The following is a 23,289-nucleotide window of genomic DNA, read 5'->3' on the forward strand; positions in this document are numbered from 1 at the left end:
TTTTACCTCATTCCTAAGAATTTTTTGATCGCACCATAAAATTTGTTAGGCTTTTTCTCATTTACGGTTTGCTCATGTATCGGTGCTGCCTCTGTGACACTCAATAAACCTAAACGATCAAACTCTCTGATAATCTGTGTGACTTGATGATGGCTACCAAAATCACCACTATCCGCTAGTGCATTAAACGAATAAGGCTTTTTAGTCAATTTGATACACAGGTTCATAGTCATTTGAGGATTACTTTCATTATTCAGATCAGGCCAAGCTAATAATCTTAAATTCTTACCTTCATAATACTTTTCAGGCGCCGTATCAGATTTTTTTATATCAATAAACGGTTGAATACGTCTTTGTTGAGACTCATCAAAGCTGTTCAACACAGCGCTATTATTCTCAATGAACGCATTAAAAAAGTTATCTTGATCCACAAAGTCAAACACGCTCACAGCCCAATTATTAAAGCTGCGTTTGATCACGCGCACATCCAAAAACACCCAAAGATCTTCATGTCTAGGATCAGAAGCTATCTTACTCATTAACTTGTCTACTTCCAGATGAGGGCCTTCTAGCACTTGCAGATACTGACCGTCACGGTAAGAGATGATACCCGTAATTTGCGATTTTGGATTATTCTTACGAGAGACGCTAACGATGTCTGATAACCCAGTAGGCATTCGAATAGTACGATCACTGATAGGCACTCTACTGACGTATGCAATACACTTCATTTTGCCACTTGATAAAACGGCTCACGCTCGTTAAGTTATTCCTACTGCTTATAAAATAATAATTCGCTATGTACAGTACGTACATAACGAATTTGACCTTGTTGCCAGTCTTGTCTTATTTAAGGCGCGATAAGCAACAAGGAGAGTTTGATAAATCACTCATTTTTTGAACACGACCAACCGAATTATATTTCTAGTTTATTTTCTACCGCTTGTACCTTACGGCGGGCTAATGCAAGATTGGCTTTTGATTTATCAAGCACCAAATAAATAAACAAGTCTTCATGCTTGGCTGTAGGACGAATGATGTGCAATTGAGACTCCAAGGTGATTAACATATCTTCGATTTCACCTTTGATTTCTAATGATTTCATCGTTGCTACTTTCGCCTTTACCACTTGCGAGTTACCTGCTGCTGCAAGTTCTAAGTCAACGCCGCCGCCAGCCATACCAAGTACCATGCCTGACATATAGTCGACGATACAGCCACCCATTGCACCATCAAGATTCATTAATTCTTGTAACGACTCAGCGATATTTGACATACTTTTTCCTATTTATTTGATTGTATTAAAATAAAGTAATAATAAAATTGTGAGATGTTAATGACATTAAAACATCTGTAGCTAAGTGTTTTTTAGCGAATGCATTGCACTACAATTAGTAAAAGAATTTTTACTTAGCCGGAGCTATTATAGCCCATATATAAAAGATAAATTATTTTTATCTAGCCGCTTATCATTAAAAAACTACCGTTTATCTTGAAAGTAGGTGATAAATAAAAAAACATGTTCATTTATTAAATTAACTCGACTTAACAAATTAGAAAAACCAACTAATCCAACGATATCGAATACCGACTTACTTAGAAAAATTAGCTATATCTGACTAAGTTAAGCAATGGTCGGTTTACCATTGTCAAACATAACACTATAAATAACTACAACTCCTGTTCGATCAGGCAATAGCTCTATGATGTTGGCAACTGGAATAAAAATTTCTTGATTATCTCCTAGCTTAATAAAATATTTAGATGAAATTACTTTATGACCTTTACTTAAGTGCGTATACAATTCGGATCCTTTATTCTGATCTGCACTACTCTCTATAAATAATCGCCCATCATCGCATGTGCTTTTAATTAAAATTTCTTTAATCACTGTTTTTTTCATTTCAATACCTTTTACCATAACGTCCGTTGTGGGAACACGTTCGACTCCCGTATAGCACACCGATCATGAATAGAATATTTATGGTAAGTACATCATGAAGTACACTGTGACTATTTCAGCAAGTTAAAACGTTAATACCATTAGCTCACAGCCTTATTTTCAAGTCCTCACTAGGGAACTGTATCTTCAGTTTGCTATGAACATCTCTATTGACAATGGTTATCACCAACATTAATATTCGATCTTTTAAATAAACATACGTTCATTTATTAGGATTTTTGATGCGGAATTTTGTCCTAGATTACCCAAAGGGGAGTTACCGCAAGTTTTTCATTGTGGCTTTAATCCTAAGTTTTGGTTTTTTCATAAACTCTTCTATAAATAAAGACATACCAAACATCTTAATATGGCTAGGAATATTTTTAGCAGTATTGAAGCAAGTTGTCATACCTGTAGATCTAGACCAAAAACTATCTTTGTCGAAAAAAAGGTACTCTATAAGTGATGATGATTTCATAAGTCATTATAATAGTAGTTCTATTACTCATAATAACAACAAGGATAAAACTTGGCATAAATTAATAATACTGGGTGATGATATTTCGTCTATTTTACTTACTGCTGTCATAATCTATAGCATATTTGGTTAACTAAATTGTATTAGTAAGCCATAACAAAACTGTTATAGATTACTAATATAATGAAAGACTTACTATCTAAAATTGGGAACTGTAAGTAGCGAACTCAAATCTTTTCAGCTTCTAACTTAGTTACTATACTTTCAAAAACTTCTTCAAAGTGCTGGCTATCAGTACATTTTTTAAATGCGTTCTCATTCCAAAACCCTAAATGAAATATGATTGTAAGTCGCTTTTTATCCGCAGTTATCTTTTTAATTTCCGATAGGTTAACAATTCCATCGTCTACAACTATAAAGGTTGGCATATCAATCTCTTTTTATCATTTTTATTAGGGCGTGTCCTCATTTTAAAAATGGTGATAAAAATGAGATAAATTGCAGTTAACCAAGGAAAATAGCGCTGTTAACATCGAGATATTGATAAGCTATTTGACGATGTTTAACAAAATTTAGCCATTTTTAGCCCATTTAGAGAGTAATTGATTGAATTGAGGACACGCCCTAGTAATAGGTAGCTATAATACCCTATATTTGTTCAATGAAATGGATGATATATGTCTGAGTGCCTAACTTCTATACCAAGTATTTATAGTTTGCCACACAAGCACGTTAGTGCCATAGTTGTTCACTGAACGTTCTGTACAGTGCAACTGTACAGGTTCTAAAAACGTACTTGAACATTAGGTGAACAATGAACATATCGGTGACGAAAGCCGCAAAAGAATGGGGTGTTTCAAGAACGACGATCTATCAAAAAGTCAATGATGGAGAGCTCTCTAGAGCAGCAGACAAAAAAATTGACACTGCAGAGATGCTTCGGGTATTTGGAGAGCCTTTGTCAAAAAACGTACTGAACAATCACTGAACAGCTCTCATAATACGCACTTGAACAGTCTGACTGTACAGTCTTGTACAGCGCTTGAACACCAACTAGATCTAGAGAAATTAAAGAACGAACACCTTCGACAGCAAGTCAGCGATCAAAAGCAGTTGATAGAGAATTATCAACAACAGATTAGTCAGCTAAACAAGACACTGGACAAAGCTAATGCTAGTATTCACGATTTTTCTCAAGTGAGGCTGCTAGAGTTCAAACAATTTGAGCACAATGATGAACCACAGCCAGAACAAAAATCAACAATGACACCGGCAAATGCTCCCAAAAAGAAAAAACGGTGGTTCTTTTGACTAGAACGGATGTTAGACAAAGTATTAGTGTTTAATCTTTGGTAAATAGCTCTCTAAACCCTTATTGGGCTTGTTAAAGCTTTCAGGTTCTCGCTGTATGATATTTATCATTTCGCGCTTAAATGCGTCAGTCTGCATTTTGCCGTCATAACTTAGGCTTGGATGATTATTATAGTCATTCATAAACTGCAGGTTATCGACTATAGACTGTATGGTAGCTTTTGACAGAGTGCCATCTTCACTGGTTAGTTTATCCAATGTTTTCCGATGGAATTTGAGCGTTAATCTCTCATAACCTTTGCCTCTACTTTTTTATGATACTCAACAGTGACCTTGTAGTTTGTACTCTCATTGACTTCATCTATAGCAGTGTCAATCACACGCTCTCTAAGCTGTCCAAATTGCTTATACTTACCTTTAATGCCCATAACGTAGCGAAAATCATCTAAATTCATAGCTTTAGTATATTGATACTGACCTACCCAACAAACAATTAATTCATATAGGCGTATCGAATGAATACTTGATAGCTCAGATACCTCCATCAGCCTATATTTTGTGAAGTTAGCTTTCAGCTGTGTCAAATAAGGCAGTACATCCTCTGCAAATGTTATTGTTATCTGCTCTCCGTTGGGATCATAAAGAACGCCGCTAACAAAGCGGGTACGAAGCGTTTTATTATCCTCCAGTGCTATCAGAACTTCTCTATCAAAAAGCCGATTGCTAGCTTGCTCTAAATCTCTAAAAGCATTCTTCTTAGTACTATCGTTATAGAATATCTTTGCTACTTCCTCGACTGTCACTGTGAACTTGGTTTGCTTAGTAATGTTTGGCGCATCGGGTCTACTATCAATACGACTAATACAAGTTAGTAAAAGCTGTTTCTCTTTAGTGGTCATGGTATAAGCTGCTAGGACAAGCTCATTGGATTGTACAACTAGATTGTTTTCCATATTTTTTTCGAATCCCTGCTTAATATACTGTTATTTCCAATAATAACTAAGCTTTACTTTAACATATAAAACTATAAATAATATCATAAATTTTTATTTGTGTTTATTCTACTCATTTTGTGTTTATTCTACTCATTTTGTGTTTATTCTACTCATTTTGTGTTTATTCTACTCATTTTGTGTTTTTTCCATCCGTAACATATTGATTTTAAAGGGTAAAAAAGCCTCTTAAACAGGAGTAAACAGGAGTAAACAGGAATAAATAAAAACCCTTAAAGAAACGGGTGAATAAAAAAGTTGTGGATAAGATTAAAAAGGAGAAGGAGAGGGTCGATTGATAGGTCTAGCAATCTCTAATTTCTGACTAAGGACTCTCAATCCGTTATTAATGCTCTTGATATCGCTTTCAGTCAATTTATCAGCATATTTGGTATTAAACCCACTTAAACTAGATTCAAGCGCTCTAGCATGCTTCTGGACGATCTCGTTACTATCTAATGTTCTTAATCCTTGATAGGTAAGTTCATACTGCTTGGAAGTTCTTCTTAGAATCTCGCTGATATGCTCCTGAGCTAATACTTTGCATTCGTTAGCGGTGGTTTCTTTGTTTATGTACTGCTCAATGTTATCTAAATAACTGACCGCTGTTAGCGTTTCTGCCGTCATTCGGCTAATGTCACTACGACCCAACGAGCCTTGCAATTCATTGTTTTTGGCTGTTCTGCTAGCATCTAATCGAGTAATGAATACCTCAAAATCGGCTGTGACCTCGTGATAGTTTTTACGTTCTTTTTGTCTGTTAATTAATATATCCATTGCATTGAGGTTGTCTTGCATCACGTCAAACGTAAACAAGTCCAATGCGCCGCTGTTCCTCTCTGAAATCATCAAAATCGTTGGTTAAGCGCAATTCGTTAGCGAAGCGATCAAGGACTTTGACTTGTCGATAGTCAAATTTTTCAGGGTAATAAGCAGGATTATCGCGAAAGCCTGGGCGCAAGCTGAACTTTTCATGGTGTCGAGTCATTAAACGATGAGCAAAAGCGCCTAACGTCGCTCTAAGATCATTATTGTCTTTCTCATCTGCGTAACTTTCTCTGTGAGCTTGTTTATCCTGCTCTCTAAGCTCTCGATCAATTCGTCTTTTTCGCTCATGAAAGGCTCGTCTGTAGTTGTCATCAAAGGGGCTTGGAGCTGGTCTTGCGCTTTGCTCAACTGCTCTGTTAATTGCAATATCTGACTTTCCGATAGCTTCAGTGACGCTGTTAATTGACTGTTTTGTGTTGTTAATTCTTTGTATGAGCTTGTCATTTGCTTGTGCTGTGTCAGAATATCTTTTGTGTTGCTCTCAACTGCTTTGTGGTTTCCATCAATCCAACTTGGTAGGTTTTTGCATCGCTTACTTGACCACTCAATGTCTTGTTCTGTTCGCTCAATTTGTCGTTTTGTGTTTCTAATGCTTTGATTCGCTCGATCAATATATCGTTCTGCTCTTTCAAGTCGTTCATCATAATCTCGCTGCTCAAAAATAATTCTATTGGACGCTTCTAGCACTAAACTATTACGCTCCGCGATCATGGCGTTGATTTCACCTCTAATCGTCACTGGCGCAATGCCGTTAAATACCTCGCCTTTTTCCATTGCTACCGATTTAGCTTTCTCATATGCGTCACGCTCCAGCTTGGTTGCAACGCTACCCATCTTAAGTTGTGGCTCAATATCTTTGACTTGATCTGCATAGCTACGGCAATCTATCAAATCGTGCTTATGCTCAGCTATTTTTCATTAGCAAGCTGCTCCCATAGTTGGCGAACCTCTTTAATCTCAACACTGACTCGTTCCATGCCAAGCTTATGACGCTTCGTATCGGACAACTCAATATCAGCTTTGTCAGTCAATAGGATTTCATTATTATTGCCAATTGCCGCCGTACGAGTAGTAAACATAATATGAGCATGGAAGTTGCGAGGATCTGCCCCTCGATCAATCTCTTTTTGTGTGGGTTTGTGAATAGCACAATCGGCAATCGTGCCGTAACGATCCGCTAGGGTTTGGGCGAACTTGTGTGCCAGTGTCTTACGATCTTGCTCACTTAACTCATGCGGTAGATTAACCAGCCATTCACGAGCCACCCTCGCATCTTTGCGTTTCTCGGCACTCTCTGCTTTGTTCCATAAATTACTACGATCAATAGTAGCCGGCAGCAGCTAATGCTGACGGCAAAATAATATCCGTGCTCATGACACCTGAACGTTTGGAGTAATCATGGGTTTTACCGTATCGTTTATCCTCAAGCTCAACACCTGCACGATAGCTCGCACTGGCAACAGCACTTTGTCCGCTACCTCGTGATATGGATTTGGTCGATGCGAGAAAAATAGCCATTTTCAAATGCTCATACTTTTGCTTTTTGGCACTACATCTTTTCGTAGTGTTGGGGGTGTGGGGGTCTTACCCCTGCCGATGTTTTGACTTCATAAATGCATGACCGTAGGGAATAAACATTTGTGAAGTCGAAAACTCGCACTTAGTCAGTGGGACTCAACCATCTGTCAAATGACTATATCATAAACTGTTGTTAGGTATTGGCGAAGTTGCTATAGTTAAGTACATGAATAATTTGATAATTCAAGGAACGGTTATGAGCTTACTCGGTGGTAGTGATCTAAAGGAACAGCAGAAGATTAATGAACTTGAGCTTAAGATCAATAGAGAGAAGCAGAAGCTAGATAAGAAACTGACACGGCAAAAAATACTACTGGGCGCTTTTCTTGTAGATGCTTTAGAGAAGAATTCGTTAGATGGTTTAAGGGAATATACAGCCGATAATCTGTTAGATTTTTTGAGCAGACAAACGGATAATATTTATTTAATGCAGACTTAGTGAAAGAACTTAAGGATAGAGCTAGTGTTGAGAATAACAACGAAGCTAAGATAGACTCTAAGCTATTTTGAATAATTTAGTGATTTATGCTTATAAAAAATCTCGTATTGATTTACTTAATACTTAATTTTTTTGGTTAAACGGTGCTGTAATAGAGTTATTTTGAGGAAATTAGGAAATGGTTATTTCAAAGCTATACATAAAAAATTTCAGAGGTTATACAGAACAGACTATAGAAATACACAAAGATTTAAATGTAATTATAGGGAAAAATGACGTGGGGAAGTCTACTATTTTAGAGGCTTTAGAGATTTTTTTAACAACGATACAGTGAAAATTGATGTTTTAGATTTAAATAAAAAGAGATTGAATGGAGCAGACAGTGATATTACAATTCAAGTATCTTTTAAGATTGACTCAAAAAAATCTTATACAATTGATACTATTCCAACGCAACTATCACAAGAATACTTATTAGATTCAGAAGAATATTTAACTATAAGAAAGGTTTGGAGTGCTTCAGGGTCAAATATAACGTCAAAATCATTAAAAACTTATATAGTTGCAGATTATCCTTATGCAAAATTCAACAACCCATTAATATGTAGAAAAATAACTGACTTAAAAAAGAACTAGCTTTATTCCACAGTAGTCATGATACTACTGTGGTTAATAAAACTATTTGTAGTGAGATTCGTAAAGCTATTTATGAGTTTTCAAATATCCAAAGTTCAGACTTAACAGAAACTATTATTCCTATTGATGCGGAAGATGGAAAAAAAAATTTATGATGCAATTAAAGTAGATCTACCACTTTACTTCCTTTTCAAGGCAGATAGAGAAAATAAGGACTCAGATTCAGAGGTACAAGGTCCTCTAAAAGTCATTACTAAATCTATTTTAAGTGGAATGCAAGAAGATTTAGATAAGTTAAAAGATAAGATAGTAACAGCAACTGAAGAAGTTGGTTTAAGAACCATAAAAACTTAGGAAATGAACCCAGAGATTGCTAACGCATTAACACCGACGGTTTCAACAAAAGCATGGGATAGTTTGTTTTCATTTACATTCGAAGATGAAGATGGGATACCAATTAACAAGAGGGGAAGCGGTGTAAGAAGATTAATACTTCTAAACTACTTTAGAGCTGAGGCTGAAAGACAAAGAGTATCAGAAAAAACGGTTATTTATGCTCTGGAAGAACCAGAAACTGCACAGCATCCAGACTGGCAAAAAATGTTATATAGTGCTTTAGTTGACCTTTCTGAACAAGAAAATACCCAGATATTACTAACGACACATAGCCCTAGCTTAGGTGCATTGGTCCCTACAAATAATATTATTTTTATATACCGAGAACATAATCAAATAGAAATTGAGTCGAACGATCCATTAGTGCTAGATAAAGTCACTCAATCTTTAGGGGTAATGCCCAATATTACAATTGCAAAAGTCGATTCAAATATAAAGTTGATTATATGTTTAGAAGGATACACAGATGTTGAGTTTTTAAAAAATATATCGCCTTGTTTTAATTTTGACTTAAAAAATAACTCTAATATTTTAATTATACCTCTAGGAGGCGGCAACTTAGAACATTGGGAAAACTATAAATATTTAGATAAGTTATCTAGCATTCCACAAATGCATATTTATGATAGAGATGTTAAAAAATATAAAAGAATAATAAACAAGATTAACCAAAATGCATTACACAAAGCTTTCCAGACAAAGTTTTATGAGATAGAAAATTACATCCATCCCAGCTTACATAGCCAGTGCTATGAATTTTCAGATCCATTCATTGATATGCAGCAGATAGTCGATGGATAGACACTTGGAAAGATATGAACATCCCTAAAAGCTTAAGTGCCCATTTAAAAGAATGCTACAAAAACGGAGATAGAAACTTAAAGGAATATAATGAAAAAGAAATAAAAAGAAAATTTAATCTAGAGTTGTCTAAAGATTTAAGCGTAGGTCTACTTCAAGATATGGATGCCTATACTGAAATCAATGAGTGGTTCGAACATATAAGACCGTTACATGTGAAGTAAATTCATCTTCTTAAGCCCCACCACCTTCACTTAAGTAGATAGTAAATGGTTGAGAGTAAGGCTTAAACCTTACCCTCAACATATTATATCTTTAAATTACTCCATGGGAGTGATTCAAAATAATCTTGGACTACGGTATACATATCTGCTGGAGGTACTTCTGTATCGATATCTATTTCAAGAGAAAGGGTATGAAAATCTTCGAGTGAGAGTCTTTTTATCTCTTCATCTCTCATTCCAAATTGATTTAAGTATTCTTCTATTCCTTTACGCTCAGAGCATTTTATCAGTTTATCTAATACAGTTTTTTTAGTTTCGTTTGAGTATAAAAGACTTGCTTCTTGGTTTAAAAGATAGTGAATATCGAAAACATCCTGACGGCGACTACGAGTTCTAACGATCTGTTGTAGTATGCTGCGATACTTCTCAGCTATAAGCTGTTCAAGTGAGTAACATAAAACATTGAGTCGGTCAGTTAACTTGAAGTTCTCAGTATCACTTACTGACACACTCTCATTGAAGCTAATATCAAGCTCAATGATGTGAGGAGATTGCTTGTTATCTAAGCGTTTTATAGCGTTCTTATTTGTTCTATCCGCATACCCAATCCTCGCTTTATAAGCCGGGAACTTTACTTTACTAGGATCTTTAGGCATGTATTTTATAGAATGAACTAGGAGCTTTAAGTCGTAGTCATTTAAGGCGACAACAGCTGTAATTTGCTTGCTTAGCTTTAATTCTAGATCTTCTTTGCTTAAAACTTCCATGTTATCTAAAGAAGATAGATCAGATCGGTTGTATAGCGTTCCGAGCCATAAGCTAAAGATAATACTATTCCTCCCTTTATGACTAAATTTTGCGATAAGAATTTATCACGAGAGATAGCCAATAAAATTAAGTGAATAGCTTGCCTAAATTTTTTTCATCATCATTTTCTGCTCTGTCTATCCATTCTTCAATATTTTTCATTTTTATTTAAACACACTATGATTAAGGGATAGACACCAGTCCTCACTATATGAGTCTGAGTAAGGTTCGTTTGATATCATTTTACGACTTCCTCCTCTAGCTGTGGAATAAGTCTTCCATTCAGCGATTATAGGATCCTGAATATCCAAATGAGAGTTTAGGATGAAACCAATGCGACTTTTATCGATAGCAGTGCCATATAGCTCAACTGAGTCTATGATTTCATTTAAAAGAACCTCTGCCATTTCTTCATAAACCTCTAAAACATGTTGAAATCCACCGCATAAATCGGGATTTCTCACCATTTCTAAGAACAAATCTCCTATGCTAATAATTCTAACGCCTTGGCCTTTATTCATATGAGGGTAAAGGCATGAGCGAGAGTGAACATTAAGGTATTTGCCCTTAATTTTGATACGTTCAGAAGGGTATGGAGGTATAAAGAAATCATTCTTTTCTAGGTTTTCACCATTTGGGCTGTTTTCTGAGAGAATTTGTGACTGTGTTTTCTTCCACAATGGTCTGGTAGAGAGCAATATAGTCAATTTTTTTGGGATTCTGTTAGTAAGATTGTAGAACCTCATGGCGCTCAAATACGTTATATATCCTATATTATATAGCGAGCAAACTATTTCTAGGTCGCTAGGGTCTTTGTTAGCGATAACGAAGTAGTTGTCATATGGTTTTTGTACCAAGCCGCTAGATACAAGATAGTCCGTAACTTCAGATAATTTTTTCTTTAAATTACTATCCGTCCTGAACCCTTTGATATTTTGGTTTTGGAAGGATCTGGTTTCACGTATATAATGCAAAAACTCATACAACTCTGAATCGAAGAAGGCTGCTTTTCTGCCTAACCCAATTACCCAAAGGCTTGTAGCCTCTTCTATAGAAATTGTTTTTTGCATATTGGTCACATATTGTTTATAAGTCCTAAGGACTTATAAACAATATGTGACTAGTTTCAAGCTTTTTTTTTGTAAATGATATAAATTTTACCTGAGCCAGAGCTGATAAGGCTTTCAAGAATTGACATAAGACACAGGACATATTAAAATGCGTCCTTAGGACGCATTTTAATATGTCCTGCGATAAGTAAAAAAACTATATTATTTAAAGATAAAGCATACCCCAAGGGAACCACATATTTCACCCTCTAAACCTATTAATAGACCATTTAAAATAGACTGCTATGGTGGAACCACTTATATTAGACTGTGTTTAATGACTCATAAATAGCCATCATTCACACCAAAGTTAGCCAATACTGCGTGATAAATGTCGCTAAGGTACCGGCTTATGCAAGCGGTCTATTAATAAGCGATTTATCTGCCATCTCGTTTGCCATTTTTAATGCTTGATACAAGCTAGTGGCACTAGCATTGCCGCGCCCGGCTAAATCAAGCGCCGTACCGTGATCAACCGAGGTGCGGATATACGGCAGTCCTAAAGTAAGATTGACGGTATCACCAAAACCATGTGATTTCAGCACCGGCAACCCCTGATCATGATACATAGCAATCACCGCATCACAGTTGGCTAGATGTCTGGGTGTAAATAACGTATCCGCTGGCATTGCCTCTGATATATCGACGCCCACATCGATAAACTCACGCAATACAGGATTGATAATCTCAATCTCCTCAACACCTAAATGACCACCCTCGCCTGCATGTGGATTGAGACCGCAGACCAATATACGTGGCTGCGTTAAGCCAAATTTTGCTTTCATCTCATCGACGACAATTTGTACGGTCTGGCGTACATTGTCAGACGTGATTGCAGCAGGGATATCTTTTAGCGGTAAATGCGTGGTAACAAGCGCCACTTTCATGGCTTGATTGGCGAGCATCATAACCACTTTATCACAGCCACTTTGCTGCATAAAAAACTCTGTGTGACCGCTAAACATCGTGCCATCTAATAGCTTAATATCAGCTTCTATCAGTGCGGACTTTTGCAATGGTCCAGTGACGATAGCGGCCACTATTTTGTTGGTTGCCAACTGATGGGCAATGTCTAACTGCTTAACGACCATTACCGAATTGCGCGTGTTAATTTGTCCGCAGACAACTGGCTCAGCACAAGATATATTAAGCAGAATAAAAGAACTATCCACGTCCGTATCTGGCTGCGACATCTGCTCTACAACGTTAAGATTAAAGTCATCGGCATCGATATCAATAGTTTGCCAGATGGGAGGGTTTTTCAATACATCAGCTGCAACTAACTCATCTACGCGCTTTGTCATAGCAGTGCTATCGGCAGTGACCCAAATTGGACGTTCAAAATCTTGCAATTTACCCTCAGCCGCTAATAGCAGCACGATATCCATTCCAATACCAGCAGGCTCACCAGTTGTGATTAATAATGGCAATTTTTTTTGTATATCTTGCATCGTAACTACGCCTTTATATTTATATTGAGTCGTGAATTTTATTGTATTTTTTATGGGAAAAATAAGTACTGACACTTATATTGTATAGATGATTTTTTACTTATTACAACCGTCATCTAGAATAGATAGTTGTCTATCGGTGACGAAAAAAGCCTATTATGTGTTAAACTTTCGCTTTTCATTATAGCATTTACCAGTCAACACCGAGCTCAGGTTTTGGTACTTCAATTATAGTGGCACGTGGCGTTTTATTTGCTGTATCAGCACCCAATGAAACCCTGATGTCACATACCCATTTATACCCTCTTTTATATCGACTTTTGACACATTAGGCAATCATGGCAGACAACGAAAAAACCGACGACTTACTCAATCAGACACCGCCGCACAATATCGATATTGAAAAGGCATTGCTCGCGTCCTTAATGAGTATCGAAGAGGCGTACGACAAGATTGCTGATATCGTTACCAAAGATGATTTTTATGCAGGGCGACATCAGTATATTTTTGATGCTATTGCTCATTTAGCAGCAGTCAACGAACCCTATGATACGGTCATGGTACACGACTGGCTAGAAGCACAAAAACTCCTTAAAAGTGCAGGCGGCGATAGCTACTTGGCAGATATTTTGAGTCAAAGCCCTGCGACCTTGTTTAACCTGACCGCCTATGCTCAGCGCGTCCGTGAACTATCTACTCTACGCCAACTGATTACGACTGGCAATGAGATGCTCACGCTCGCCTATAATCCTAAAGACCAGACCGTCAGTGATATTTTAGACAGTGTTGAGGGTAAGATATTTAGCATCAATGAGCAGCACAATAAACGCGCTGAACAGCGTGGACCTGTGGGCATTACTGCTGTTTTGACCAACGTTATTGATAAGATTCAAGAGCTAAAATCCAATCCCGATGGCATGATTGGTTTACAGACGCCGTTTGCTGAGTTGAATAATAAAACCCAAGGCTTGCAGGCAGGTGACTTAATCATCGTGGCTGCGCGCCCTTCTATGGGTAAAACCACCTTTGCCATGAACTTGGCAGAAGGTATTTTATTTAACGAAGATCTGCCTGTTGTGGTGTTTTCGATGGAGATGCCTGCTGAGTCTATCGTCATGCGTTTGCTGTCCTCATGGGGCGCGATTAATCAGACGCATCTGCGTTCTGGGCAAATGAATGAAGATGAATGGGCAAAAATGATGAACGCCATTCAGCACTTGCAATCAAAGCATCTCTATATTGATGATAGTACTGCTTTGCCACCCTCTGAGATGCGTTCACGCTGCCGCCGTATCGCCAAAAATCATGATGGCAAGCTTGGCGCTATCGTCGTCGATTATCTGCAGTTGATGAAAGTGCCAAACCTAGATGGCAACCGTGTTGGGGAAATCTCTGAGATTTCACGGAGTCTCAAAGCGCTAGCACGTGAGCTTGAATGCCCTGTTATTGCCTTATCACAGCTTAACCGCAGTCTAGAAAACCGCCCTAACAAGCGTCCTATCATGTCGGATTTGCGTGAATCAGGTGCGATTGAGCAGGATGCCGATTTGATTATGTTCATCTATCGTGATGAGGTTTATAATGAGAATACAGACCACAAAGGCGTGGCTGAAATCATTATTGGTAAGCAGCGTAACGGCCCTATCGGCACCATACGTTTGGGCTTTGAAGGGCAATTTACCCGCTTTATTAACCTAACGCCAGAATACTATCAAAATGTCAGTTTCGAGAATGACGAATGATCAATCTTATAAAATTTTAGCCTAATAAAGCTGAGCCTGATAAAACTAAGCCTGATAAAGACTAAAGCTTAATCATAAGCGAACAAATAGTTTTTAATAAAATAGCCAGTGCTGCATTAGCCCAATTGATGCAGTACTGGCTTTATAACTTCATAATTCTACTTATAAAGAAGCCAATTATGCGTACTATCACAATCAAACCACAAGCCATTACTCACAACTTAAACCAAGTTAAAAAAATGGCAGCAAACTCTAAAGTCCTAGCCATGGTCAAGTCCAACGCTTACGGACATGGTGTGGCAGCGGTATTGCCTGCATTGCACCAAGCAGACGGTATTGGTATTGCAACCTTGACTGAGGCGCTAGAAGCTCGGCAGTTAGGCTGGGACAAAACGATTGGTTTGATTGAAGGGGCATTTACCGCTGATGAGTGGCAGCAAGCCATTGAGCATGATATTAGCTGCGTGATTCATCATGCACCGCAATTGCAGTGGGCACTCGACAATATCCCACCAGCCAATAGTGCGACCAGAGTGGTTTGGCTTAAATATAATACTGGTATGAACCGTCTAGGCTTCAACGCTGAAGGTATCATGGCAGCGGCTAAGCGCCTGCATGAAGCGGGATATCAGCTGATACTAGCCACGCATTTTGCCAATGCCGATGACAGCACTCATCCATTAAATTCAATGCAAATTCAGCGTTTTTCAGATGTATTAAGCACTTTGCAAGAGACTATTAGCAACGATATCAAAGGCTCATTATGCAATTCAGCCGGTATCGTTAATTTTCCAGAGCATCATTATGATTGGGTACGTCCCGGCATTATTTTATATGGTAGCGCCCCTGTCATTGATCAAAGCGCACATGAGTTAGACTTACAGCCAGCGATGGATTTCAGCGCACAAATTATCGCCCTGCAAACAGTTCAGGCAGACAATGCTATTGGTTATGGCAGTCGTTGGACAGCGCAGAAAGACACTAGAACAGCGCTGGTAAGTGTCGGCTACGGTGATGGTTACCCTCGTGTCATCAGCGATGAAGCCTATGTCACTGTTATAGATACTACCAACAATAAAAGCTACCGATGCGCAGTCATTGGACGCGTGGCAATGGATATGATTGTCATTGATGTCAGTACCGCACCAGAAGACATTGCATTAGACAGCAAAGTAATACTGTGGGGTGATGCCCCGCACGTCGATGAAGTCGCCGCACATGCTGGTACGATTAGCTACGAGCTACTATGCCGCCTAAGCATTCGCCCAAATCGCATACAAGCATAATTATGCTGACCTCATCACTATTCATGTAATGTCTGTTTGCCAGACTCATAAATCACGGCAAATTGGACATTTACATTAAGCCTAATTGCGCTATACTAAAAGTTTGTTGTCACCCCAGTATACGCACTGACGCGATGCTATTAAAGACTGATGACGTTTCACTGACTGCGATCGACTGCTAGGATTACTATGAGTTTGCGCCATTTTTTGACCTTATCTGATTTAACCAAACAAGAACTAGAAAACCTTATAAAGCGTGCCAGCGAATTGCGCAAGATGCAACACGCAGGCGAGATATATCAGCCGTTTGTTGGTCGTACGCTTGGCATGATATTTGAAAAATCCTCAACCCGTACGCGCATCTCATTTGAGACGGGTATGGGTCAGTTTGGTGGTAGTGCTATCTTTTTGTCGCCAAATGATACCCAACTTGGGCGTGGTGAGCCGCTAGAAGACTCTGCCCGTGTGATCTCTAGCATGGTTGATATCATCATGATTCGTACCTTTGGTCACGAAAAAGTTGAGACTTTTGCTGAATACTCAAGCGTGCCTATTATCAATGCTTTAACTGACGAATTTCATCCTTGCCAGCTACTGGCAGACATGCAAACCTATTATGAGCATCGCGGTAGTATCGAAAATAAAATTGTCACTTGGGTTGGTGATGGCAATAATATGTGCGCATCGTATATGCAAGCGGCTCATCAATTTGGTTTTGAGCTACGCGTCGCTGCGCCTTATGGGTTTGAGCCTGACCCTGAGCTGATGAAACGCTTCTCGCATTGCGTCAGTATTGTCGAAAACGTACAAGAAGCCGCGAAAGATTCAAACTTAATTGTCACCGATGTATGGGCAAGCATGGGACAAGAGTCTGAACAAAACACTCGTGCGCGCCGTTTTGCCGCTTATCAAGTAACGCCATCGCTATTGGACAAAGCCGATCCTGAAGTGGTATTTATGCACTGTCTGCCCGCGCATCGTGGTGAGGAGATCTCTCATGATATGCTTGACGATCCACGCTCAGTGGTATGGGATGAAGCAGAGAACCGCTTACATGCGCAAAAAGCCTTGATGGAATTTTTGCTAAAAGACAAAATAAAACTTTAAGAAATGTAGCCATAATCTATTTATGGAAGAGTAAGTACGAAAAAGGCAGACCACATTTAGTGTGATCTGCCTTTTTATTTTATGATGAACGATAAGCCACTGCTTAACTGATTCTTAACGAGTAAGCATTTTTTAACGAATAAGTGTCGTCACACCATTACTACCTGCTTTCAGCAATACATCAGCTTGATTGGCCGCAAAAATACCATTACACACCACACCCACAATATTATTCAGCTCTTTTTCAAGCTCTATTGGATTACTCACATCCAAATCATAAGTATCTAAGATAACATTACCATAATCAGTCACAAAATCTTCGCGGTAAACTGGCTCACCGCCCATACCGGCTAATTGCCGTGCGACATAAGAACGTGCTTGCGGCAGTACCTCAATCGGAACAGGAAACTCGCGACCTAGCACCTCAACGCTTTTGCTCTCATCAACCATACATATAAATTTATTAGAAGCCGCTGCCACAATTTTTTCACGAGTGAGCGCGCCGCCGCCGCCTTTTATCAATTGCAAATGCTCATTGACCTCATCTGCCCCATCGATATAAATATCAAGCGTACCAGCAAAGTTCAAATCAACTATCTCAATACCAAGGGCACGAAGTTTGTCTTCAGTGACCTGTGAGCTAGCCACCGCGCCAGCAAGCTTTATAGTTGGCAATAATTCAATCAAACAGTTGACCGTACTGCCTGTGCCTACTCCAAGTATCATGTCATCTTCGATATAACTTAGAGCCGCTTTGGCTGCGGCTTGCTTTTGTGCTTGCTGATCACTCATCATAAATCCTTGGCAAAATAAACGTATCGCTTTAAAAAAAGTAAAGGGTAAAAAGGTAAAATGCGCCGCCATTATACCCGATGAGCTTAATGGATGTCAGCGTAATAGCCACGCTAATCGCAAGACATTCACTCAAATTTTAAAATGAAGACAGATAAGGCAACCAAACAACCAAAGCCAGTAGCGTGACCAATAGTACGGGCGGGGTAATGAGCAGTCCAATCTTCATATACTGCCCCCAACTGATTTTATAGTCTTTTTCTGCCAATACATGGAGCCACAATAAAGTCGCAAGGCTACCGATAGGTGTGAATTTCGGCCCCAAATCATTACCAATCACATTGGCATAAATCATGAGCTCTCGAGTGGCAGCAGGTACTTGCGCACTATCAATCGCCAGTGCACCTACTAAAGTAGACGGCATATTATTCATGACAGAGGCTACAATAGCAGAGAGGAATCCAGTTCCTACTGTTGCGATGACCGTACCCTGCTGCCCTAGCCAATTCAAAACTTGAGCACCATAGGCAGTCAATCCTGCATTGCCCAAGCCATAAACAACCAAGTACATACCGATTGAAAATAATACGATTTGCCAAGGCGCTTTTTTCAAAACATCGGATACAGAAACAACGGCATCACGACCCCCTTGCCACCAGCGACCTGCAATTGCCATTAATATTAACGCCGCCACTCCTGTCACCAAAGAGATAGCAATGCCCAATGACTCAGTCGTAAAGTAGGCAATAAGTAGCAACGCGAGCAGTGGAAAGGCCGCTTTAAAGACCAGCGGATCTTCAATCGCAGACTCGGGCGCACTCAAATCAGCAATGGAGTAGTGTTTTGGAATGTGCCGCGCATAGACCACCCATAATACGGCGAGCGTCGCCAATACAGAAACAATATTGACCGGTATCATCACTGCTGCATAACGGCCAAAACCAATGTTAAAATAATTGGCACTAACAATATTGACCAGATTAGAAGTGACTAACGGCAGACTTGCCGTATCAGCAATGAAGCCAGTCGCAATGATAAATGCCAAAGCAGATGGTGGCGAGAACTTAAGACGTAGTAAGATAGCGATGACAATCGGGGTCAATAGCAATGCTGCCCCATCATTGGCAAAAAACGCCGAGATAAACGCGCCTAAAATCACAATCATGGGAAACAATAATCGTCCTTGCCCATTGCCTAGCCTAGCTACATGCAATGCGGCCCACCCAAAAAATCCTGCTTTATCTAAGATAAGCGAGATAATGATAAGCGCTACAAAGGTAAAAGTCGCATCCCAAACGATGTCCCACACAATGCCAATATCGGAGAGCTTTACCACGCCAAAAGCCAAGGCTATCAACGCACCACCCATTGCACTCCAGCCAATACCCAGTCCTTTGGGCTGCCATATTACTAAAACCAAAGTCACGATAAATATCATCAATGCGATCATTGAGTAACCTTTTTAGGCTTAATTATTATAAGAACAGTTATGTAAGAGCAAGCATTAGAAAATGAATGATGAGAGGATACATTAGAGTGATTTTTGATTGACGCGCTGCGACAGCTCCTCTGCGCTTTCTACTCGTTCAGAGTAACGGTCAGTCAGATAGTCTGAGCGTCCACGGGTCAGCCAAGTGAATTTTACCAACTCCTCACAAACATCCACGAGACGCAAATATAAAGGAGACTTATCCATACGATCATCGTCGTTAAATTCCAAAAAAGCTTTAGGAATAGAGGACTGATTGGGTATGGTAATCATCCGCATCCAACGCCCAAGAATGCGCAATTGGTTGACCGTATTGAAGCTTTGACTGCCACCGCTGACTTGCATCACTGCCAAAGTTTTGCCTTGGGTTGGACGTACACCACCTAATGACAATGGAATCCAGTCAATTTGTGCTTTCATAATACTGGTCATACTGCCATGACGCTCTGGGCTCACCCACAGCATACCTTCTGACCACTGCGCCAACTCTCGCAGCTCTTGTACTTTTGGATGATCTGCATCAGCAGCATCAGGCAATGGCAAACCCGTCGGATCAAAGGTTCGAACCTCACAACCATACCAACGCAATAGACGGCTCGCTTCTTCACTGGCCAGTTTAGAGAATGAGCGCTGGCGTAGAGAGCCATATAGCACCAATATTCTTGGCGCATGGCGCGGGTCATTTGTTCCAATTAAAGACTCAATATCGATAGGCTGTATACTGTCTGCATCAATATTGGGCAAATCACACAAATCGATCACATCTAAATCTGCTGTTTTATTTGCCATGATAAATCACTTCCCCATCTTCTTTAGTAAAGCTGCTCACGGGATTATCTAATAATTCAAATACGCGCTCAGACGGTCGGCATAATGCTGCGCCTTTATTGGTGACCACGATAGGGCGATTGATTAAAATAGGATGGTCAATCATCGCATCAATGATTTGATCGTCAGACAGTTCAGAACTGTCTAATCCTAGCTCATCATTGACAGGCTCTTTGCTTCGTAACAGCTCTCTTGGTGAAAGGTTTATCTTTGCCAACAGCTCAACTAAATAATCACGGCTTGGTGGGGTCTTAAGATATTCAATTACTTCTGGATTTTCGCCTGATGCTTTCATGATGGCCAATGTATTGCGAGACGTACCGCATTTTGGATTGTGAAAGATTAATGGTTTCATAGCAATCTCACTTATTGTCTGAATATGTTGTTTGAGTTCTGAATATATAGCTATATTACTCACTGTTTACGTCATTAGTATTAACAACCCCACATCCGCTTAAACTGTCCATAAGAGACGCACACAATTCTGGATGTCCCGCACAACAATCTTGCAATAGAAACTGAATAACCTCCTCCATATGTGACAGTGAGGCGCGATAAATTATCTGCCGACTGTGCCGTTGAGACACCACCCACCCTGCACGAGCCAGCACGGATAGATGAGCTGACATTGTGTTATGAGGCACAGACAGTTTGCGAGCTATTTCACCCGCTGGCAGACCAACGGGCTCTTGGCTGACAAGCAACCTAAAGGCCTTGAGACGAGTATCTTGAGAGAGCGCAGCAAAGCTGGCGATAGCATTAATTATTTCCATATGTCCAATAATACAGACATATGGAAATAATTCAATATTTTATTTAAAAAATATTGAGATAAAACCAACCCTATCTTTCATCAAAACTTAAAATCGCTGCAAAAACTGCAATAGGGTCTTGCAAGACCGTTAAAATCAGCATAGGCTAATCTATTTAATTTTTCTATTCATCCACACTTTTTATTAGGGAACATTATGCTGTCACATTGGGTACGAGCCATCTTGCAAGCCACCGTCTATGACGTGGCAATTCAAACACCACTTGAAGCGGCGCCCAAGCTGACCCAACGTTTTGCTAATGACATTCGTTTTAAACGCGAAGACTTGCAACCGGTCAAATCCTTTAAATTGCGTGGTGCCTATAATCGAATTAGTCAATTAAGTGATGAGCAAAAAGTACGCGGCGTCATTTGCGCCTCAGCAGGTAATCATGCCCAAGGGGTTGCTTATTCTGCCCGTAAACTTGCCCTAAACAATATCATCGTGATGCCGACCACTACACCTGACATTAAAGTAGATGCAGTAAAGGCGCTTGGCGGCAATGTCGATTTGTATGGTGATAGCTTCGATGAAGCCAACCGTTATGCAATCAATCGCGCTGAAACAGAAGGTCTGACCTTTATCCCCCCTTACGATGATGAATTGGTGATTGCCGGACAAGGTACCATTGGTCTTGAGCTAACTCAGCAATGGCGCAATATGGATTATGTGTTCGTCGCGGTTGGCGGTGGTGGTCTCATCTCAGGTGTCGCGGCATTCTTAGGTGAAGTTGCGCCGCATGTCAAAGTGATTGCGGTGGAAGCAGAGCAATCAGCTTCTCTTAAAGCGGCGCTTGAAGCCAATGAGCGCGTTAAGCTTGAGCAAGTTGGACTGTTCGTCGACGGCGTGGCAGTTGCTCAAATCGGCGAATTGCCATTTGAAATTGTCCGTATGCAAAAGAGTGATAAATCAGGTCCTTTAGTCGAGCCTGAAGTCGTGACTTGTACCAATGACGAAGTATGCGCGGCGGTTAAAGATATCTTTGAAGAAAATCGCAGTATCGTTGAGCCTGCGGGCGCGTTACCCGTTGCTGGCATGAAAAAATATATCGAAGCCCATAATCTGCAAGGTAAAAACTGCGTCGGTATTATTTGCGGTGCCAATATGAACTTTGACCGCCTACGCTATATCGCTGAGCGTACTGAAATTGGTGAGAAAAAAGAAGCCATCTTTGGTGTGACGATTCCTGAGCAGACAGGCGCTTTCTTAAACTTCTGCCGTAGCTTACATGGACGCAATATTACTGAGTTTAATTATCGCGCCGATAGCAAAAAATCACCTGACTCTATGGAACCTGCATCAATATTTGTCGGTATCGCGCTAAAAGAAGGCGACAAAGAGCGTAAAACCATTCGCACCCAATTGGCAGCTGATGGCTACACGGCTCATGATCTGACCGATGATGATATTGCCAAATCACATATCCGCCATTTGATTGGTGGTCATGCGCATGTCGCAAACGAGCAATTATTAAGTGTGGTTTTCCCTGAACGTCCAGGGGCATTGCTGAAGTTTTTAGAAAAGCTGGGTGATGACTTTAATATTACTTTGTTTCATTATCGCAATCATGGTGCCGCCGAGGGTCGCGTATTGGTCGGTTTGCAAGCGTCTGAAGGTAACTCTCGTCAATTACAAGACGCGTTACTCGATATCGGCTATGACTGCACCATGCTCAATGACAATATCGGTTATCAATTATTTTTGAAATAAAAATAGACTATCAATCCATCAATGGCTGTTTGTTAATCACCAAAAAGCCGCCATTGATGAATGAACAGTGGTTATGCATTGGTAGCTTTCCTTAATTCATAGCGACCATGATGAGGTGGTAAACCGTGACTCAAAAAATATTGATCTTTGTATTATTACTGGTTTTAGCACTTTTGGGTTATAAGATGCTGCAACCTAACAACACGACCAGTAACCCTATCGCTGACGTTGCGACTGAGACTCCAGTTGACGCTGCTTTTACCTCAACTGATCTGGATGACATACCGCCAACGTACGTCGATTCAGATGCAACGTCAACATCAGTCTCGGCAGTAAAACCAGTACTCACGTCGTCAGCATCAGCATCAGCATCAAGCTTTACCTGTGATGGCAGAAAGCATTGCTCTCAGATGACGTCATGCGCAGAAGCCACTTACTTTGTACAACACTGCCCGAATACCAAAATGGATGGTAATAATGATGGTATCCCATGTGAGCAGCAGTGGTGTCGCTGATTTTATATCAAATACA

Annotated in this window: 30 protein-coding genes and 1 pseudogene; 13 read left to right on the forward strand and 18 right to left on the reverse strand. The window is 39.8% G+C overall.

What is annotated here, in order from left to right; genetic code table 11:
- Positions 1-2 precede the first annotated feature (2 nt).
- The 4 genes from JMW85_RS07990 to JMW85_RS08005 form a co-directional block, all read right to left on the reverse strand.
- A complete protein-coding gene (locus JMW85_RS07990) occupies positions 3-731 on the reverse strand; it encodes a BLUF domain-containing protein (RefSeq protein ID WP_201581392.1) in 729 nt (242 codons plus the stop codon).
- 185 nt (positions 732-916) lie between these two features.
- Positions 917-1,276 carry a hypothetical protein gene (locus tag JMW85_RS07995; RefSeq protein WP_201581393.1) on the reverse strand — a complete coding sequence of 120 codons (360 nt, stop codon included), beginning with the start codon at positions 1,274-1,276 and terminating at the stop codon, positions 917-919.
- 348 nt (positions 1,277-1,624) lie between these two features.
- Positions 1,625-1,903, reverse strand: a complete 279-nt coding sequence (locus JMW85_RS08000) for a hypothetical protein (RefSeq protein ID WP_045455910.1) — start codon at positions 1,901-1,903, stop codon at positions 1,625-1,627.
- Positions 1,904-2,647: 744 nt separating this feature from the next.
- The gene (locus JMW85_RS08005; protein ID WP_045455947.1) at positions 2,648-2,848 is read right to left on the reverse strand and encodes a hypothetical protein; all 201 of its coding nucleotides are present in this window, start codon (positions 2,846-2,848) and stop codon (positions 2,648-2,650) included.
- Positions 2,849-3,234: 386 nt separating this feature from the next.
- Here JMW85_RS08005 and JMW85_RS14245 point away from each other — a divergent pair, with 386 nt between their 5' ends.
- Together JMW85_RS14245 and JMW85_RS14250 are read left to right on the forward strand one after the other, a co-directional pair.
- Positions 3,235-3,408, forward strand: coding sequence for a helix-turn-helix domain-containing protein (locus JMW85_RS14245; RefSeq protein ID WP_227681725.1), 174 nt, complete (start codon positions 3,235-3,237; stop codon positions 3,406-3,408).
- A gap of 20 nt (positions 3,409-3,428) precedes the next feature.
- Positions 3,429-3,731: a hypothetical protein gene (locus tag JMW85_RS14250; RefSeq protein WP_227681727.1), complete on the forward strand. Its 303-nt coding sequence runs from the start codon at positions 3,429-3,431 to the stop codon at positions 3,729-3,731.
- A 281-nt stretch (positions 3,732-4,012) separates the two neighbouring features.
- Here the strand turns inward: JMW85_RS14250 and JMW85_RS08015 are convergent, their stop codons facing one another.
- The 5 genes from JMW85_RS08015 to JMW85_RS14425 all read right to left on the reverse strand — a co-directional run bounded on the left by JMW85_RS08015 (position 4,013) and on the right by JMW85_RS14425 (position 7,069).
- Entirely contained in the window at positions 4,013-4,684 is a 672-nt protein-coding gene (locus tag JMW85_RS08015) for a RepB family plasmid replication initiator protein (RefSeq protein ID WP_227681729.1), read from the reverse strand.
- Positions 4,685-4,993: 309 nt separating this feature from the next.
- The gene (locus JMW85_RS08020; RefSeq protein ID WP_201581394.1) at positions 4,994-5,572 is read right to left on the reverse strand and encodes a hypothetical protein; all 579 of its coding nucleotides are present in this window, start codon (positions 5,570-5,572) and stop codon (positions 4,994-4,996) included.
- 159 nt (positions 5,573-5,731) lie between these two features.
- Positions 5,732-6,385, reverse strand: a complete 654-nt coding sequence (locus JMW85_RS08025; RefSeq protein ID WP_201581395.1) for a hypothetical protein — start codon at positions 6,383-6,385, stop codon at positions 5,732-5,734.
- A 74-nt stretch (positions 6,386-6,459) separates the two neighbouring features.
- The gene (locus tag JMW85_RS08030) at positions 6,460-6,891 is read right to left on the reverse strand and encodes a MobA/MobL family protein (protein WP_201581797.1); all 432 of its coding nucleotides are present in this window, start codon (positions 6,889-6,891) and stop codon (positions 6,460-6,462) included.
- Positions 6,872-7,069 carry a MobA/MobL family protein gene (locus JMW85_RS14425; protein ID WP_201581396.1) on the reverse strand — a complete coding sequence of 66 codons (198 nt, stop codon included), beginning with the start codon at positions 7,067-7,069 and terminating at the stop codon, positions 6,872-6,874. The genes JMW85_RS08030 and JMW85_RS14425 overlap by 20 nt, the downstream gene beginning before the upstream one ends.
- 256 nt (positions 7,070-7,325) lie before the next feature.
- On the opposite strand from JMW85_RS14425, the gene JMW85_RS08040 reads away from it, so the two are divergent.
- The 6 genes from JMW85_RS08040 (at position 7,326) to JMW85_RS08065 (ending at position 9,625) form a co-directional block, all read left to right on the forward strand.
- A complete protein-coding gene (locus JMW85_RS08040) occupies positions 7,326-7,568 on the forward strand; it encodes a mobilization protein MobS (protein WP_201581397.1) in 243 nt (80 codons plus the stop codon).
- A gap of 178 nt (positions 7,569-7,746) precedes the next feature.
- Positions 7,747-7,902 carry an AAA family ATPase gene (locus JMW85_RS14545; protein WP_201581398.1) on the forward strand — a complete coding sequence of 52 codons (156 nt, stop codon included), beginning with the start codon at positions 7,747-7,749 and terminating at the stop codon, positions 7,900-7,902.
- Positions 7,899-8,204: a hypothetical protein gene (locus tag JMW85_RS08050; protein ID WP_201581399.1), complete on the forward strand. Its 306-nt coding sequence runs from the start codon at positions 7,899-7,901 to the stop codon at positions 8,202-8,204. Before JMW85_RS14545 ends, JMW85_RS08050 begins: the two co-directional genes overlap by 4 nt.
- Before the next feature lie 135 nt (positions 8,205-8,339).
- Positions 8,340-8,558 (forward strand): hypothetical protein, encoded by a 219-nt coding sequence (locus JMW85_RS08055; RefSeq protein ID WP_201581400.1) that lies wholly within the window; start codon positions 8,340-8,342, stop codon positions 8,556-8,558.
- Between the two features lie 3 nt (positions 8,559-8,561).
- The gene (locus JMW85_RS08060; RefSeq protein ID WP_201581401.1) at positions 8,562-9,401 is read left to right on the forward strand and encodes an ATP-dependent nuclease; all 840 of its coding nucleotides are present in this window, start codon (positions 8,562-8,564) and stop codon (positions 9,399-9,401) included.
- 14 nt (positions 9,402-9,415) lie between these two features.
- Positions 9,416-9,625, forward strand: coding sequence for a hypothetical protein (locus tag JMW85_RS08065; RefSeq protein WP_201581402.1), 210 nt, complete (start codon positions 9,416-9,418; stop codon positions 9,623-9,625).
- Positions 9,626-9,708: 83 nt separating this feature from the next.
- Here JMW85_RS08065 and JMW85_RS08070 read toward each other — a convergent pair whose 3' ends face one another.
- From JMW85_RS08070 to pdxA, 4 genes are all read right to left on the reverse strand, one after another.
- On the reverse strand, positions 9,709-10,392 hold the full coding sequence (locus JMW85_RS08070) for a nucleotidyl transferase AbiEii/AbiGii toxin family protein (RefSeq protein ID WP_201581403.1): 684 nt from the start codon (positions 10,390-10,392) through the stop codon (positions 9,709-9,711).
- A 5-nt stretch (positions 10,393-10,397) separates the two neighbouring features.
- On the reverse strand, positions 10,398-10,514 hold the full coding sequence (locus JMW85_RS14550) for a nucleotidyl transferase AbiEii/AbiGii toxin family protein (RefSeq protein ID WP_201581404.1): 117 nt from the start codon (positions 10,512-10,514) through the stop codon (positions 10,398-10,400).
- A gap of 82 nt (positions 10,515-10,596) precedes the next feature.
- Positions 10,597-11,502 carry a type IV toxin-antitoxin system AbiEi family antitoxin domain-containing protein gene (locus JMW85_RS08080; protein WP_201581405.1) on the reverse strand — a complete coding sequence of 302 codons (906 nt, stop codon included), beginning with the start codon at positions 11,500-11,502 and terminating at the stop codon, positions 10,597-10,599.
- Between the two features lie 389 nt (positions 11,503-11,891).
- Positions 11,892-12,992, reverse strand: coding sequence for a 4-hydroxythreonine-4-phosphate dehydrogenase PdxA (gene pdxA / locus JMW85_RS08085; RefSeq protein WP_227681731.1), 1,101 nt, complete (start codon positions 12,990-12,992; stop codon positions 11,892-11,894).
- Between the two features lie 338 nt (positions 12,993-13,330).
- Between pdxA and dnaB the strand changes: the two genes are divergently transcribed.
- From dnaB to argF, 3 genes are all read left to right on the forward strand, one after another.
- Complete coding sequence (dnaB, locus tag JMW85_RS08090; RefSeq protein WP_055124901.1) at positions 13,331-14,734, forward strand: replicative DNA helicase; 1,404 nt, start codon at positions 13,331-13,333, stop codon at positions 14,732-14,734.
- A gap of 179 nt (positions 14,735-14,913) precedes the next feature.
- Complete coding sequence (alr, locus tag JMW85_RS08095; RefSeq protein ID WP_201581406.1) at positions 14,914-16,020, forward strand: alanine racemase; 1,107 nt, start codon at positions 14,914-14,916, stop codon at positions 16,018-16,020.
- 189 nt (positions 16,021-16,209) lie between these two features.
- Positions 16,210-17,127, forward strand: coding sequence for an ornithine carbamoyltransferase (gene argF / locus JMW85_RS08100; protein WP_055124903.1), 918 nt, complete (start codon positions 16,210-16,212; stop codon positions 17,125-17,127).
- A 132-nt stretch (positions 17,128-17,259) separates the two neighbouring features.
- On the opposite strand, the gene rpiA is transcribed toward argF, so the two are convergent.
- From rpiA to JMW85_RS08125, 5 genes are all read right to left on the reverse strand, one after another.
- On the reverse strand, positions 17,260-17,919 hold the full coding sequence (gene rpiA, locus JMW85_RS08105) for a ribose-5-phosphate isomerase RpiA (RefSeq protein ID WP_201581407.1): 660 nt from the start codon (positions 17,917-17,919) through the stop codon (positions 17,260-17,262).
- Positions 17,920-18,058: 139 nt separating this feature from the next.
- Complete coding sequence (locus JMW85_RS08110) at positions 18,059-19,369, reverse strand: arsenic transporter (RefSeq protein WP_201581408.1); 1,311 nt, start codon at positions 19,367-19,369, stop codon at positions 18,059-18,061.
- Between the two features lie 81 nt (positions 19,370-19,450).
- Positions 19,451-20,197 carry an arsenical resistance protein ArsH gene (gene arsH, locus JMW85_RS08115; RefSeq protein WP_201581409.1) on the reverse strand — a complete coding sequence of 249 codons (747 nt, stop codon included), beginning with the start codon at positions 20,195-20,197 and terminating at the stop codon, positions 19,451-19,453.
- A complete protein-coding gene (arsC, locus tag JMW85_RS08120) occupies positions 20,187-20,591 on the reverse strand; it encodes an arsenate reductase (glutaredoxin) (RefSeq protein WP_201581410.1) in 405 nt (134 codons plus the stop codon). The genes arsH and arsC overlap by 11 nt, the downstream gene beginning before the upstream one ends.
- A gap of 55 nt (positions 20,592-20,646) precedes the next feature.
- Positions 20,647-21,009, reverse strand: coding sequence for an ArsR/SmtB family transcription factor (locus JMW85_RS08125; RefSeq protein WP_201581411.1), 363 nt, complete (start codon positions 21,007-21,009; stop codon positions 20,647-20,649).
- 195 nt (positions 21,010-21,204) lie between these two features.
- On the opposite strand from JMW85_RS08125, the gene ilvA reads away from it, so the two are divergent.
- The gene (gene ilvA / locus JMW85_RS08130) at positions 21,205-22,758 is read left to right on the forward strand and encodes a threonine ammonia-lyase, biosynthetic (RefSeq protein ID WP_045446449.1); all 1,554 of its coding nucleotides are present in this window, start codon (positions 21,205-21,207) and stop codon (positions 22,756-22,758) included.
- A 374-nt stretch (positions 22,759-23,132) separates the two neighbouring features.
- Positions 23,133-23,273: pseudogene (locus tag JMW85_RS14255) on the forward strand (excalibur calcium-binding domain-containing protein); the annotation flags it as partial.
- Between the last annotated feature and the right edge of the window lie 16 nt (positions 23,274-23,289).

It is taken from the genome of Psychrobacter glacincola (assembly GCF_904846075.1).
Taxonomy (GTDB): Bacteria; Pseudomonadota; Gammaproteobacteria; order Pseudomonadales; family Moraxellaceae; genus Psychrobacter; species Psychrobacter glacincola_C.

Bases quoted from the DNA above. Each gene is read 5' to 3' on its own strand.
- JMW85_RS07990 (WP_201581392.1), bottom strand. From the start codon at position 731: ATGAAGTGTATTGCATACGTCAGTAGAGTGCCTATCAGTGATCGTACT.
- JMW85_RS07995 (WP_201581393.1), bottom strand. From the start codon at position 1,276: ATGTCAAATATCGCTGAGTCGTTACAAGAATTAATGAATCTTGATGGT.
- JMW85_RS08000 (WP_045455910.1), bottom strand. From the start codon at position 1,903: ATGAAAAAAACAGTGATTAAAGAAATTTTAATTAAAAGCACATGCGAT.
- JMW85_RS08005 (WP_045455947.1), bottom strand. From the start codon at position 2,848: ATGCCAACCTTTATAGTTGTAGACGATGGAATTGTTAACCTATCGGAA.
- JMW85_RS14245 (WP_227681725.1), top strand. From the start codon at position 3,235: ATGAACATATCGGTGACGAAAGCCGCAAAAGAATGGGGTGTTTCAAGA.
- JMW85_RS08015 (WP_227681729.1), bottom strand. From the start codon at position 4,684: ATGGAAAACAATCTAGTTGTACAATCCAATGAGCTTGTCCTAGCAGCT.
- JMW85_RS08020 (WP_201581394.1), bottom strand. From the start codon at position 5,572: ATGATTTCAGAGAGGAACAGCGGCGCATTGGACTTGTTTACGTTTGAC.
- JMW85_RS08025 (WP_201581395.1), bottom strand. From the start codon at position 6,385: ATGGGTAGCGTTGCAACCAAGCTGGAGCGTGACGCATATGAGAAAGCT.
- JMW85_RS14425 (WP_201581396.1), bottom strand. From the start codon at position 7,069: ATGGCTATTTTTCTCGCATCGACCAAATCCATATCACGAGGTAGCGGA.
- JMW85_RS08040 (WP_201581397.1), top strand. From the start codon at position 7,326: ATGAGCTTACTCGGTGGTAGTGATCTAAAGGAACAGCAGAAGATTAAT.
- JMW85_RS14545 (WP_201581398.1), top strand. From the start codon at position 7,747: ATGGTTATTTCAAAGCTATACATAAAAAATTTCAGAGGTTATACAGAA.
- JMW85_RS08055 (WP_201581400.1), top strand. From the start codon at position 8,340: ATGGAAAAAAAAATTTATGATGCAATTAAAGTAGATCTACCACTTTAC.
- JMW85_RS08060 (WP_201581401.1), top strand. From the start codon at position 8,562: ATGAACCCAGAGATTGCTAACGCATTAACACCGACGGTTTCAACAAAA.
- JMW85_RS08065 (WP_201581402.1), top strand. From the start codon at position 9,416: ATGAACATCCCTAAAAGCTTAAGTGCCCATTTAAAAGAATGCTACAAA.
- JMW85_RS08070 (WP_201581403.1), bottom strand. From the start codon at position 10,392: ATGGAAGTTTTAAGCAAAGAAGATCTAGAATTAAAGCTAAGCAAGCAA.
- JMW85_RS08080 (WP_201581405.1), bottom strand. From the start codon at position 11,502: ATGCAAAAAACAATTTCTATAGAAGAGGCTACAAGCCTTTGGGTAATT.
- pdxA (WP_227681731.1), bottom strand. From the start codon at position 12,992: ATGCAAGATATACAAAAAAAATTGCCATTATTAATCACAACTGGTGAG.
- dnaB (WP_055124901.1), top strand. From the start codon at position 13,331: ATGGCAGACAACGAAAAAACCGACGACTTACTCAATCAGACACCGCCG.
- alr (WP_201581406.1), top strand. From the start codon at position 14,914: ATGCGTACTATCACAATCAAACCACAAGCCATTACTCACAACTTAAAC.
- argF (WP_055124903.1), top strand. From the start codon at position 16,210: ATGAGTTTGCGCCATTTTTTGACCTTATCTGATTTAACCAAACAAGAA.
- rpiA (WP_201581407.1), bottom strand. From the start codon at position 17,919: ATGAGTGATCAGCAAGCACAAAAGCAAGCCGCAGCCAAAGCGGCTCTA.
- JMW85_RS08110 (WP_201581408.1), bottom strand. From the start codon at position 19,369: ATGATCGCATTGATGATATTTATCGTGACTTTGGTTTTAGTAATATGG.
- arsH (WP_201581409.1), bottom strand. From the start codon at position 20,197: ATGGCAAATAAAACAGCAGATTTAGATGTGATCGATTTGTGTGATTTG.
- arsC (WP_201581410.1), bottom strand. From the start codon at position 20,591: ATGAAACCATTAATCTTTCACAATCCAAAATGCGGTACGTCTCGCAAT.
- JMW85_RS08125 (WP_201581411.1), bottom strand. From the start codon at position 21,009: ATGGAAATAATTAATGCTATCGCCAGCTTTGCTGCGCTCTCTCAAGAT.
- ilvA (WP_045446449.1), top strand. From the start codon at position 21,205: ATGCTGTCACATTGGGTACGAGCCATCTTGCAAGCCACCGTCTATGAC.